The organism is Vibrio sp. TRT 2004, assembly GCF_050113735.1.
In the GTDB taxonomy this organism is placed as follows: Bacteria; Pseudomonadota; Gammaproteobacteria; order Enterobacterales; family Vibrionaceae; genus Vibrio.
This window is the reverse complement of sequence record NZ_JBNJOH010000034.1, coordinates 1-12,616: the sequence shown is the minus strand read 5'-3', so window position 1 is coordinate 12,616 and position 12,616 is coordinate 1. Positions and strand designations below refer to the sequence as shown.

Genomic DNA, 12,616 nt, shown 5'->3' with positions numbered 1-12,616 from the left:
TGTATCGGAGATTAGAGAATGAAAAAATGGCTAACGCTAGTACCAGTGGTGTTTTTAACCGCTTGTGCCTATGCCCCAATATACAATGGTAAAGAACCTTATGCGGGTTCTCAGTTTATGCTGATGGAGAGTCCGCGTCATACTCTTGACTTCTTTGTGGAGAGTATGACCGAAGACTTGATGGTTTCTAACACCAGTGTTTCTGCACGGACACCTATTGCCGTCACATCATTTGTAGATCTACAAAATATGGATGCGACAAACTGGCTAGGTAATTCGGTATCAGAAGGTTTTATTCACCAGTTCCAGCGTCGTGGTTTTAAAGTTGTAGACTTTAAAACGACAGGCTCTATTCAAGTGACTCATCAGGGTGACTTTGCATTTAGCCGAGATTGGAAAGATCTGGCTCAAGAGCAAGATATCCAATATGTACTGACAGGGACAATGCTGCGCCAAGAGGGCGGTGTCATTGTGAACGCCCGTGTGGTAGGGATGCAATCTCGCGTTGTTGTCGCTACAGCTCAAGGCTTCTTACCCGCAGATCGAATTGGTCGAGATCTTGATACCCTTAATAGTATTCGTACTCAAGATGGTGTATTAATTCGCTCAGACCCAACGATTACCCAACCTTATACCGTGATTTTACGCCCGTAGGAGCCGAGATGAAAAAGCTATTACTCCTTGCTGTCGTTTTCATAATGGTCGGTTGTCAGCCGTTAAGTAACATGCGTCCTGATGACTGGTTAACGGCTGTTGGCTACGCCAGTATTAGTGAACAGAAAGGACGTAACGAGGAAGAGAAGCAAGTACGTGCGATGCGTGCTTCGAAGATCGATGCTTATCGTGAACTTGCTGAGCAGGTCTACGGCATGCGCGTGAGTGGTCGAGCTGATTTGCAAGACCAACGTCTAGGTACAGAGCTCACATCCGGGGCGGTAGATGGCGTTATCCGTGGCGCGGAAGTCGTCAGAAGTTACAAAGTCGGGGATAGTTATGTCACTGAACTGCGTCTTGATATCCAGAAAATGAACAAGCTGCGTGATTACGGCGAAGTTCAGCAAGTACCTGAAAAAAGGCAACAAACTCTTTTCTAACTTACCCATTCTCTCTGATACAAAAAAAGCGGCAATCATTGCCGCTTTTTTATTGAATGCTTTTAGGCTTTGATATTTGTGCCCAAAGTGGTGATATTTTTGGTTTGCCCTTCAGATGTATAAGTCATACCCAGTTTCCCTTGTGACTGTTTCATCAGATTGTTGAGTTTGTTAAAACTCAGTTGGGCACGCTGGAGAGCTTGACCATTAATATCGTTAGCTTGTTGGCATTGGCTAATAAGCGCTCTTATCTGTTCTACCAGAGGGCTCAACTCTGGGTTGGTGGTAAGAGTCTCTACTTCAGGGTGGCGACGAATACGATCATCAGTCGTTTGAAGTTGCTCAATAAGCGTAATCTTTTGTTTGGCAATCTGTTCAATATCTTTGGATAGTCGATTAGCGATAGCGTGCTTTTCCAACACAAGGACTTCACTCAGTTCTTGTGCATTTTTTAATTGGAATTCAACTAGTCCTTGCAGTGCTGCCATTTACAGATATCTCTTGGTTTAGAATCCGCCCAATTCTTTTTCGAACTTCATCATGTTATCAGCAAGTTTTTCAGGATCAACTGAGTAGGAGCCATTCGCGATAGCCTCTTTAATTGCCGCAACCTTTGCTTTGTCGAAACTAGGTTGGCTGACCATTTGATTGTGCATTTCTCCCACCGCTTTACCTTGTGAGCTAAGTGAAACTGCATCTTGCGCGACAGACGACTTCTTTGCGGATTCAGAACCGCTCGTTTGAGTGCTGTCGTTACGTACAGAGTGCCTCGTCGATGTAGAAAGAGGTTGCCCTGAACGAATATTATCAATACCTGCCATATGTTGAGCCTTTTACGAATTAGAACTTGTACTGTCAATATCGACTACTAGGGTAAGAACTTTAGCTTTTTTTCTAACCAGTTAAAAAATTACCGTCACTTCCGAAATTCCAGATACACGCCCTTCAATTATACGGTTGGATTTACTATTTTTCACTCTAATCTGTTCACCATGTGAGCCATCCGTTAGAGCGACGCCTTTTGTTGTGATTGTCATACCGGATTTCACCGCTTTTATTGTCACGGTTTCATTGCGGCAGACTACACAAATATCTTGTTCTTCAAGAATTTCTCCAGCACGGAGATTTTTTTTGGCTTTTGCGCCAATAACTGCATCAATTGCGGAAAAGCCTTGCCGCCTAAAGCGTTGTAAGTCTACCATATTAATAGTGACATCTTGCCCAGAGATCAGCTGCCCGCGAGAAAGTGCAGTGGTCAGCACGACTTGTGGTCCAGTACGAACTAATCTTACAGGTACATAGACTCGCCAACTGTCATCAGGACATTCGACGAGCACAGTGATGTTACTTGCACTAGGATTGGTAGAGGAGGAGGAAGTCTCTAACGGGGCGGGGCAGTCAGTAGCGAATATTCGGCTATCAACGCTAGCAGCGGTCGCCTGCAAGGTACCTCCAGTAGGCCACTCAATTGTGGACAAAATGTACTCTTCAGCTGCTTGCTGAATCTGCGCAATTTGGTTTTCTGTCGCGGATGTCGCTGAAAAACTAAAGAAAAAGAATAAAAAGCCGATAGACTTACAAAACTTTTTATAGAAAGCTCTACAATTAGTTATGGAAAATGAGCACAAGTGTGATTTAGGATATGTCATTCTGTTTCTCTGGTTTTTCATGGCCTACAGTAGACTACCACTTTTTTAGCATGAAAGTTTGAGATGGAGATGAGCTTATGACGGGTATTCTTGATTCTGTGAATCAGCGTACGCAACTCGTCGGTCAAAACCGATTAGAACTCCTAACCTTTCGCCTAATGGGGCGTCAGCGTTATGGAATCAACGTATTTAAAGTAAAAGAGGTTCTCCAGTGTCCTAAGCTTACTTCAATGCCAAACTTGCACCCTTTAGTGAAAGGGGTTGCCCATATTCGTGGCCATACAGTTTCAGTCATTGATTTAAGTTTAGCTATTGGTGGCCGTCCAACAATGGACGTTGAAAAAGCGTTCGTTGTAATTGCAGAGTTTAACCGAACAATTCAGGCTTTCTTAGTTACTTCAGTCGAGCGTATTATTAATATGCACTGGGAGGCGATTTTGCCGCCACCAGATGGAGCAGGCAAAGCGAACTACCTGACGGCTGTAACGAATATCGATAATGAGTTAGTAGAAATTCTCGATGTAGAAAAAATACTGGCAGAGATTGCGCCTGTTGATGAAACGATGGACGCATCCATTGGTGAAGAGATTGCGCAGGCGGAAACGGAAAAAGAAATTGTACGTCGTATACTTATTGCTGACGACTCTACTGTGGCACGTAAGCAAGTTGAGCGTGCAATTACTTCCTTAGGTTTCGACGTCGTTGCTGTGAAAGATGGCAAAGAGGCTTATGAAAAGCTTGTGGAAATGGCATCTGAAAGCAGTATTTATGATCAGATATCTCTGGTTATCTCTGATATCGAGATGCCAGAAATGGACGGTTATACATTGACTGCGGAAGTACGCCGTAATCCTGATCTGAAAGATCTTTATGTTATTCTTCACTCATCACTTAGTGGTGTATTTAACCAAGCTATGGTTGAACGAGTTGGGGCAAACGCTTTTATTGCCAAATTTAACCCCGATGAGCTTGGTAATGCGGTGAAAACTGCACTTACAAAATAAAAAGAGAAGTTAATGACAGCAATAACTATAAGCGATCAAGAATATCGTGATTTCAGCCGTTTCTTAGAGTCACAATGCGGTATTGTTCTTGGGGACAGTAAGCAGTATCTGGTAAGAAGCCGACTAAGCCCACTTGTCACCAAGTTCAAGCTGGCTTCGTTGTCTGATTTGCTGAGAGACGTAGTGACGGGACGCAATCGTGAGTTGCGTGTTGCTGCTGTTGATGCGATGACGACAAATGAGACGCTTTGGTTTCGAGATACCTATCCGTTCGAAGTACTGGCGAACAAGTTGTTGCCAGAAGTCGCGGCAAACAAAAGACCAATTAAGATTTGGTCTGCCGCGAGTTCATCAGGTCAAGAGCCTTATTCAATGGCGATGACCATCATAGAGACTCAGCAGCGCAAACCAGGCATGTTGCCTAGCGTTGCGATTACCGCGACGGATATCTCTGCAAGCATGCTTGATATGTGTCGAGCAGGCGTGTATGACAACCTAGCGTTGGGGAGGGGACTTTCTCCAGAGCGCCGTCGCACTTTCTTTGAAGATGCGGGCGATGGTCGAATGAAGGTTAAAGATAACGTTAAGCGTCTGGTTAACTTTAGACCGCAAAACTTAATGGATAGCTACGCATTGCTCGGTAAGTTTGACATTATTTTTTGCCGCAACGTATTGATTTACTTCTCACCGGAAATGAAGTCTCAAGTGCTTAATCAAATGGCCAACAGTCTAAATCCAGGTGGTTATCTGCTGCTCGGGGCATCAGAGTCGTTAACCGGATTAACGGATCGATTTGAGATGGTCAGATGTAATCCAGGAATCATCTACAAGCTTAAATAGTTAAGCGTTGTTTTATTAAGCCCAGCCATAGTGCTGGGCTTTTTTGTACGACGGCAAAAGTTGCTTGTATACTTTTGATTGAGTAATTCCAAAATCTCACCTAGCTGCGAACAACATGTAAAGTTGGCGTGGTTATTGCTCAGTAAAAAATGAAGTAACAGTGGAACGATTTTAAAAGTTGGTACGCTAATTGCTTTATATTTAATAGTAACGGTCAGTTCTTTGAGTAGAGGTCAACATGGCTATTTCTTTTGACAACGCATTAGGTATCCACCAGCACACGGTGGGCGTACGTGAGCGCAATGCTGAGGTGATCTCCACCAACATTGCTCAATCGAACACACCTGGTTTTAAATCAAAAGGGATGGATTTCCAGAAGGCATTGCAGGCGGCAACCTCGGGGGCAAGCATTGGTCTTAGCCGTACTGATGGTCGGCACATACCTGCCTCTACCCAAGTGACAGGGGAAGTAATGTATCGTCTTCCAACACAACCTGACACCGGTGATGGCAACACGGTTGATGTGGATTTAGAGCGTAACTTGTTTATGCAAAACCAAATCAGACACCAAGCATCACTCGACTTCTTAGGAAGTAAATTCAAGAACTTAACGAAAGCAATTAAAGGGGAATAGATAGATGAGCTTATTTAACGTATTCAATGTAACTGGTTCTGCCATGAGCGCTGAATCCGTTCGTCTAAATACTACCTCTAGTAATTTGGCTAACGCGGACAGTATCTCTAGCTCTGCAAAAGATACTTATAAGGCGCGTCATGCTGTGTTTGGTGCTGAGTTAAGTAAGGCAAAGTATGGCCGCGACCATACCGTGCCAGTGAAAGTGATGGGTATTATAGAAAGCGATAAACCGCTTACCGCGGAGTACAACCCTGATCACCCACTCGCAAATGATGAGGGCTATATCTACAAGCCTAATGTCAATGTGATGGAAGAAATGGCAAACATGATTTCTGCTTCACGTTCTTACCAAACGAACGTTCAATTAGCAGATGCAAGCAAACAAATGCTGCTGCGTACGCTGCAGATGGGTCAATAGGGATAAGGAGGTAACGTATGGCCGGAGGCATTAATAATAATGTTGGTCAAAGCGGCTTGTCCTATATCGATCAGCTTAAACAGCTTCAGGACAAGAATAAGCCGAACGAGACAACAGGTAAGCAGGAACTCAAGCAAGAAGACTTCTTATCTTTGCTCACCAAGCAACTTGCCCAGCAAGACCCGTTTAAGCCGGTCAGTAATGACCAGATGATTGCACAAATGGCGTCATTCGCGACGGTAGATGGCATCGGGAAGATGAACAATCAGTTTGAAACACTGAACACTTCGATGACATCAAACCAAGCGCTACAGGCGTCCTCATTAGTAGGGCGTGACGTCTTGGTCCCAGGTGCTGCTGGCGTGAAAAACGATAACGGCAGTATGGCTGCTATGATCAAACTTCCTCAAGCCGTCGATAACTTGATGGTGAGAATAGAAGATCAAATGGGGCAGCTTGTTCGTACCTTCGATGTCGGTTCAAAGCCTGGTGGCGATAACCGAGTTGTATGGGACGGCAAAGATCAAAACGGTAACCCATTGCCGGCTGGCAAATACAATGTGAAAGCATCTGGTTTGCTAGATGGAGAAGCGAAAGAGTTTGAGGTTTCGACCTATGCAAACGTCAATAGTGTTCTCCTTGGTAAAGGCGATGGTAACGTACTACTCAATCTGGCTGGCTTTGAGTCGCCAGTTCGACTTGCTGAAGTACTAGAAGTTGGCAAAGCGTAACTTTAAGTAGATATGCTAGCTAGATAGGAGATTTTGGAATGTCATATGTTGCACTAAGCGGTTTATCCGCAGCTCAGTTAGATCTGAACACAACCAGTAACAATATTGCCAACGCGAACACATTTGGCTTTAAAGAGTCACGTGCAGAGTTTGGGGATGTTTACTCTAATTCACTGTTTACACACGCGAAAACGACACCAGGTCAAGGTGTACAAGCTGCTAAGGTCGCTCAGCAGTTTCACGAAGGTTCAAGTATTTATACTAACAACCCAATGGATCTACGTATCGGCGGTACAGGCTTCTTCGCGGTGGCGAAAGATCGTCTTTCTCCAACCACCAATGAGTTAACGCGTAACGGTGCGTTCCACCTGAACAAAGATAACTACATGGTAACAGCGAATGATGAGTTCCTGCTGGGTTATCAAGTGAATAAAGATACTGGCGATGTACTTTCATACGAGCCATCACCGATCAACATTCCGAAAGAATTTGGTAAGCCTAAGCAGACAGCAAACATTGAAGTCGGTGTAAACCTGCCTGCTGGTGGTGAACTGAAAGACCCTGCGTTATTTGATTACTCAGATCCTGAAACATACAACCGTTCAACGTCTTCGACGATCTATGACTCTATGGGTCAGTCGTACAAGTTAACGACCTATTATCTGAAAGATCAAACACAGCCTAATACGTGGCAAACTTACTACACTGTGACTGACAAAGCAGGTGAGAAGCCATTGAATATTTTAGGCGGTGATGCGACAGCGCCAACAGGACACGTTGGTCACACAATGAAGTTTAACAACGATGGTACGCTTGCTAGCCTAAACAGCGGTCAGAACATTGTTTCTGAAGCCTTGGGTACCGGAGCAAACCCAATTGAACTGAATGGTGCTGACGTTAACCAAACTTTATCTTTTGGCCTGCAAGATGCGACACAGTTCGCGGCACCATTTGAATTGACCAAATTCGATGAAGATGGCGCAACAACTGGCTTCTTGACCAAAGTGGATTTCGACGAGAACGGTAGTGTGCTTGGCACTTACTCAAACGGCGAAAATATCATCTTAGGTCGTGTGGCGCTGGTTCGTGTCGCAAACGAGCAAGGCTTAGATAAGAAGGGCGGTACGCAATGGGATGCGACTCAGTTCTCTGGCGATAAAATCTGGGGTGAATCGAATAAAGGCTCTTTTGGTACCATCAGTAGCGGTACACTAGAACAGTCAAACATCGATATGACTCAAGAACTTGTCGACTTGATCTCTGCGCAGCGTAACTTCCAAGCGAACTCTCGTTCACTTGAAGTTCATAACCAAACGCAACAAAACATCCTACAGATTCGTTAATCTCTATTTAGCGATACTCGCAATCATCTGTTTAGCAAGCTGGTGGCAATCATCAGCTTGCTATTGTTGCCGCAACAGGCAATGCACTCCTCTTACTCCTTTCTATTTTTGCCGCTTTCAGTTTAGTTTATTGATAATAAAGGAAAATTAATATTGGCACATAAGTTGCTTTCATTGATCTGAATTGTGATTTTTGGAGCAAATTATGGATCGTGCACTGTTTCTAGCGATGAGCGGAGCCAAGCAGAATATGCAAGCGCTACAGCTTAGAGCAAACAACTTGGCAAACGTCAGTACTACGGGCTTTCGTGCTGATTTGGCGCAAGCTCGTTCAATGCAAGCATATGGCGATGGTTTACCAAGTCGCGTGTTTAGCATGACTGAACGTCCGGGACATAATTTTCAACAAGGTAGCGTGATCACGACAGGACGAGATCTCGACGTTACCATCCAAGGTCAAGGCTGGATGTCGGTTCTCGATAAAACTGGCAAAGAAGGCCTAACACGCGATGGCAACTTAAAAGTTGACGTTAACGGTATGTTGGTGAGTGGCAACGGCAATCTTGTTCTTGGTGAAGCAGGTGCGCCAATTACTCTGCCAATTCCAGTCAGCAAAATTGAAATCGGCAACGATGGCACCATCTCGGTTGTTCCTCAAGGAGCTCCGGCAGATGCAATAGAAATCGTTGATCGAATCAAGCTCACTAGCACCAATAATCAATCACTATTCAAAGATGTAAACGGCTTGTTCCGTGCAAAAGATCCTAATGCGGCATACGAAGCGGATGCCAGTGTAAAACTGCTCACAGGCGCAATTGAAGGCAGCAACGTCAATGCAATTGGCGAGATGACTAGCCTGATTGACTTGCAACGTCAGTTTGAAATGCAAGTGAAAATGATGAGCACTGCAGAAGATATGGACAAAGCGTCTGACTCTCTGCTTCGTATGAGCTAACAAATTTTAGGAGAAGGTTATGCATCCGGCACTATGGGTAAGTAAGACTGGGTTAGACGCTCAGCAAACCAATATTTCAACAATTTCAAACAACTTGGCTAACGCATCAACGGTAGGTTACAAAAAGAGCCGCGCCGTTTTTGAAGACTTGTTCTACCAGAACATCAATCAGCCAGGTGGTCAGTCATCGCAAAACACAGAACTGCCAAGCGGCCTGATGTTAGGCGCGGGTTCTAAAGTAGTGGCGACGCAAAAAGTTCACACTCAGGGTAACACTCAAACAACAAACAACAGTCTCGATATGATGATTGAGGGTGATGGTTTCTTCCAGATCCTGATGCCAGATGGCAACATCGGTTATACACGTAACGGTCAGTTCACGGTCAATGATGAAGGCGTTATTGTCACCTCTGGTGCGGGTTACGCCTTAGAGCCAGAAATTGCCATCCCTGAGGACGCGATTAGTGTCACGATCGGTACCGACGGTGAAGTCTCAGTTCGCGTGCGAGGCCAGCAAGATAACCAAGTGGTTGGTCAGATTGCGACGGTAGATTTCGTCAACCCAGGTGGTTTAGAACCTATTGGTCAAAACTTATACCTACCGACAGGTGCGAGTGGTGATCCACAAGAAGGTGTTCCTGGTTTCGACGGTTTCGGTGAAGTAAGACAGTCAATGTTGGAAACATCAAACGTCAACGTGACGGAAGAGCTGGTCAATATGATCGAAGCTCAGCGTGTTTATGAAATGAATTCCAAAGTCATCTCTGCGGTAGACAAGATGATGAGCTTTGTTAACCAGCAGCTTTAATTTAGGGATAGGGCAATGAATCGATTACTCGCACTTTTCGCTCTTACAGTTGTTTCGGGCTGTACTATGCTTGAGCCACCGATTGAAACTCCTGATGTCGTTCAAGGAACCACAACCGTTGACGCGGTCGAAGGGGACAAATCGAATGACGAAAGCGCAGGCGTTATCGATACATTGCGCGGTCGAGCTGACCCTGTTGCGGGGGACCCTGCATGGGCACCGATACATCCGACACATCGTCCAGAGCATTATGCGGCGGAAACGGGATCGCTGTTTAACATGGCTCAAACTACCAGCCTATATGACGATTCCAAACCACGCGGTATTGGCGACATCATCACGGTTACGCTAGATGAAAGCACTAAAGCGGCAAAAAGCTCTGACGCAGATCTATCTAAAAACAATGATGCGTCGATGGATCCACTAGAAGTGGGTGGTCAGCAACTTAATATTGGTGACTACAACTTTTCGTACAATTTAAGCAACGACAATAAATTCAGTGGCAGTGCCGCGGCAAATCAAAGTAACAGCATTTCTGGTTCAATTACAGTTGAAGTGATTGAAGTACTGGCGAACGGCAACTTGGTCATACGTGGTGAGAAGTGGTTGACACTTAATACTGGCGATGAATATATCCGACTCAGCGGAACGATTCGTCCTGATGATATTGATTACGACAACACTATTGCGTCAAACCGCATATCAAACGCAAGAATTCAGTACTCAGGTACAGGAACACAGCAAGATATGCAAGAGCCAGGTTTCTTGGCACGATTCTTTAATGTATCTCTCTAAATCCATCTGATGCCGCTTTTTTGGCACGACAGTAAAGATGGCAAAGAGTTAGAGTAAAGGTATGGTCATGAAAAAGTTGTTTCTCCTATTTACAAGCTTGTTGGTCCTCGCGACTTCAGCGCAAGCAGCACGCATCAAAGACGTTGCTCAGGTCGCTGGTGTTCGTAGCAACCAACTGGTCGGTTACGGTCTGGTTACAGGTCTGCCAGGTACTGGAGAATCCACTCCCTTTACCGATCAGAGCTTTAACGCCATGTTGCAGAACTTTGGTATTCAGATGCCACCAGGTACGAAACCGAAAAGTAAAAACGTGGCTGCCGTTATCGTTACCGCTGAACTGCCTGCATTTTCTAAGCAAGGACAAACCATCGACGTGACGGTCTCTTCAATTGGATCGGCAAAAAGCTTACGTGGCGGTACCTTAATGCAGACGATGCTAAAGGGTCTCGACGGGCAAATTTATGCCGTTGCGCAAGGCAATTTGGTGGTGAGCGGTTTTAGTGCCTCGGGTGCGGATGGTTCGAAAATTGTTGGCAATAATCCGGCGGCAGGTATGATTTCAAACGGCGCGATGGTCGAACGTGAAATACCAACGCCATTTAGCCGCGGCGACTACATTACCTTTAACTTGCTTGAATCAGATTTTACAACTGCACAGCGTATGGCTGATGCGGTAAATAACTTCCTCGGTCCTCAAACTGCATCGGCGGTCGATGCAACTTCCGTCAAAGTCCGTGCACCTCGTGATGTTACACAACGCGTTGCTTACCTATCTGCGATTGAGAACATTGAGTTTGACCCAGCAGACGGCTCCGCAAAAATCATTGTTAACTCGCGCACTGGCACTATCGTGGTTGGTAAGCACGTACGACTTAAACCTGCGGCAGTCACACATGGCGGCATGACAGTGGCGATTAAAGAAAACCTCAATGTTAGCCAACCTAATGCTTTTGGTGGTGGTGAGACGGTTGTCGTACCGGATACTGACATTGAAGTCACTGAAGAGCAGGGCAAGATGTTTAAGTTTGAGCCAGGTCTGACGCTCGATGATCTCGTTCGCGCGGTGAACGAAGTTGGCGCTGCGCCTTCGGATTTAATGGCAATCCTTCAAGCACTCAAACAAGCGGGTGCAATCGAAGGCCAACTCATTGTTATCTAAGGAGTAGAACATGATTAACAACGGTAATGACATCGGTTTTATTCATGATATCGCTAACCTAGATAAACTGCGTAAGAAAGCGGTTGAAGGTGATGAGGGGAGTGAAAAAGAAGCGCTGGCTGCTGCCGCGAAACAGTTTGAAGCTATCTTCACTAACATGCTATTTAAGTCAATGCGTGACGCTAACTCCACATTTGAGTCTGGCTTGATGGATAGCCAAAACCAACAATTCTATCGTCAGATGATGGATGAGCAGATGGCGAGTGAATTGAGTGCATCAGGTTCTCTGGGCTTAGCCGATATGATTGTCGCTCAGCTGACTTCCGGTAAGGTTGAAAACCAGAACGCCAACGCACGCAACGCTGATTTTGAGACAATGATGGAAAGAGTCGATCGTATCCGTCAACAGCAAGCGAATGCCGCTTCAGCGCCAACCGCAGTTTCTGCAACTAAAGAGCCTTCTCGATTTGACTCGCCTGAGTCGTTTGTCGCATCAATGAAGCCTTATGCAGAGAAAGCAGCTCGTGCATTAGGCATTGATTCTTCATTGCTGCTTGCTCAAGCCGCACTTGAAACCGGCTGGGGCCAAAAGGTGGTGAACAACGCGGCCGGCAGCAGTAATAACCTGTTCAATATTAAAGCTGACCGTAGTTGGTCAGGTGACCGTGTTGCGACACAAACTCTTGAGTACCATCAAGGGGTGCCAGTCAAAGAACACGCAGCATTTCGCTCTTATCAAAGTTATGAAGAGAGCTTTAACGACTATGTTCGTTTTCTCAATCAAAACCCTCGTTACACCACTGCACTTCGCCATGGCGGAAACAATGAAGAGTTTATCCGTGGCATTCATCAAGCTGGCTACGCGACCGATCCTCGTTATGCTGATAAGGTACTAAGCGTTAAGGCGCGGATTGATCAGATGTAACTCGAGGGCTGCGCCCGATGGAGAACTAGCACGCTTCGCACCGAGAGTCGAGAACGGACTTCGTCCTTCGAGAGGATCTGGTGGTGAGTGAGTCGAAAGTTGCAGGCAGTGCAGGCTAATATTTGAGTCTAATTATCTGAATTTAAAGAAAAGTGTTGGCATGAACTGTCAGCCCTTTCAGAATTTTCTCGCTTCTCGCTTCTCGCTTCTCGCTTCTCGCTTCTCGCTTCTCGCTTCTCGCTTCTCGCTTCTCGCTTC

16 protein-coding genes are annotated in these 12,616 nt (G+C 45.5%); 13 read left to right on the top strand and 3 right to left on the bottom strand.

Translation table 11 applies throughout. From position 1 onward, the window contains the following. The first annotated feature begins 18 nt into the window (after positions 1 to 18). Both ACQEXR_RS13900 and flgP read left to right on the top strand, forming a co-directional pair. Positions 19 to 654, top strand: a complete 636-nt coding sequence (locus tag ACQEXR_RS13900; protein WP_138971536.1) for a FlgO family outer membrane protein — start codon at positions 19 to 21, stop codon at positions 652 to 654. An 8-nt stretch (positions 655 to 662) separates the two neighbouring features. Continuing rightward, entirely contained in the window at positions 663 to 1,094 is a 432-nt protein-coding gene (gene flgP / locus ACQEXR_RS13895; RefSeq protein ID WP_426952472.1) for a flagellar assembly lipoprotein FlgP, read from the top strand. A gap of 62 nt (positions 1,095 to 1,156) precedes the next feature. Here flgP and ACQEXR_RS13890 read toward each other — a convergent pair whose 3' ends face one another. From ACQEXR_RS13890 to flgA, 3 genes are all read right to left on the bottom strand, one after another. Next, positions 1,157 to 1,582, bottom strand: a complete 426-nt coding sequence (locus ACQEXR_RS13890; RefSeq protein WP_138971534.1) for a flagella synthesis protein FlgN — start codon at positions 1,580 to 1,582, stop codon at positions 1,157 to 1,159. An 18-nt stretch (positions 1,583 to 1,600) separates the two neighbouring features. After that, a complete protein-coding gene (gene flgM / locus ACQEXR_RS13885) occupies positions 1,601 to 1,915 on the bottom strand; it encodes a flagellar biosynthesis anti-sigma factor FlgM (protein WP_138971533.1) in 315 nt (104 codons plus the stop codon). 81 nt (positions 1,916 to 1,996) lie between these two features. Then, entirely contained in the window at positions 1,997 to 2,743 is a 747-nt protein-coding gene (gene flgA, locus ACQEXR_RS13880; protein WP_426952474.1) for a flagellar basal body P-ring formation chaperone FlgA, read from the bottom strand. 77 nt (positions 2,744 to 2,820) lie between these two features. Between flgA and ACQEXR_RS13875 the strand changes: the two genes are divergently transcribed. The 11 genes from ACQEXR_RS13875 (at position 2,821) to flgJ (ending at position 12,358) form a co-directional block, all read left to right on the top strand. Continuing rightward, the gene (locus tag ACQEXR_RS13875; protein ID WP_138971531.1) at positions 2,821 to 3,747 is read left to right on the top strand and encodes a chemotaxis protein CheV; all 927 of its coding nucleotides are present in this window, start codon (positions 2,821 to 2,823) and stop codon (positions 3,745 to 3,747) included. A 12-nt stretch (positions 3,748 to 3,759) separates the two neighbouring features. Next, a complete protein-coding gene (locus ACQEXR_RS13870) occupies positions 3,760 to 4,587 on the top strand; it encodes a protein-glutamate O-methyltransferase (RefSeq protein ID WP_269378012.1) in 828 nt (275 codons plus the stop codon). 238 nt (positions 4,588 to 4,825) lie between these two features. Continuing rightward, on the top strand, positions 4,826 to 5,221 hold the full coding sequence (gene flgB, locus ACQEXR_RS13865) for a flagellar basal body rod protein FlgB (RefSeq protein ID WP_138971529.1): 396 nt from the start codon (positions 4,826 to 4,828) through the stop codon (positions 5,219 to 5,221). Between the two features lie 4 nt (positions 5,222 to 5,225). Then, positions 5,226 to 5,642, top strand: a complete 417-nt coding sequence (gene flgC, locus ACQEXR_RS13860; RefSeq protein ID WP_138971528.1) for a flagellar basal body rod protein FlgC — start codon at positions 5,226 to 5,228, stop codon at positions 5,640 to 5,642. A 17-nt stretch (positions 5,643 to 5,659) separates the two neighbouring features. Continuing rightward, positions 5,660 to 6,373, top strand: coding sequence for a flagellar hook assembly protein FlgD (gene flgD / locus ACQEXR_RS13855; RefSeq protein ID WP_269378011.1), 714 nt, complete (start codon positions 5,660 to 5,662; stop codon positions 6,371 to 6,373). A 38-nt stretch (positions 6,374 to 6,411) separates the two neighbouring features. Next, a complete protein-coding gene (gene flgE, locus ACQEXR_RS13850) occupies positions 6,412 to 7,716 on the top strand; it encodes a flagellar hook protein FlgE (protein ID WP_427020557.1) in 1,305 nt (434 codons plus the stop codon). A gap of 205 nt (positions 7,717 to 7,921) precedes the next feature. Next, complete coding sequence (gene flgF, locus ACQEXR_RS13845; protein WP_427020556.1) at positions 7,922 to 8,671, top strand: flagellar basal-body rod protein FlgF; 750 nt, start codon at positions 7,922 to 7,924, stop codon at positions 8,669 to 8,671. 19 nt (positions 8,672 to 8,690) lie between these two features. Further along, positions 8,691 to 9,479, top strand: coding sequence for a flagellar basal-body rod protein FlgG (flgG, locus tag ACQEXR_RS13840; protein ID WP_006881569.1), 789 nt, complete (start codon positions 8,691 to 8,693; stop codon positions 9,477 to 9,479). 15 nt (positions 9,480 to 9,494) lie between these two features. After that, entirely contained in the window at positions 9,495 to 10,274 is a 780-nt protein-coding gene (gene flgH / locus ACQEXR_RS13835) for a flagellar basal body L-ring protein FlgH (RefSeq protein WP_138971524.1), read from the top strand. Positions 10,275 to 10,341: 67 nt separating this feature from the next. After that, positions 10,342 to 11,433, top strand: a complete 1,092-nt coding sequence (locus ACQEXR_RS13830) for a flagellar basal body P-ring protein FlgI (protein ID WP_269378008.1) — start codon at positions 10,342 to 10,344, stop codon at positions 11,431 to 11,433. A 10-nt stretch (positions 11,434 to 11,443) separates the two neighbouring features. Then, entirely contained in the window at positions 11,444 to 12,358 is a 915-nt protein-coding gene (gene flgJ / locus ACQEXR_RS13825; RefSeq protein ID WP_427020555.1) for a flagellar assembly peptidoglycan hydrolase FlgJ, read from the top strand. Positions 12,359 to 12,616 lie beyond the last annotated feature (258 nt).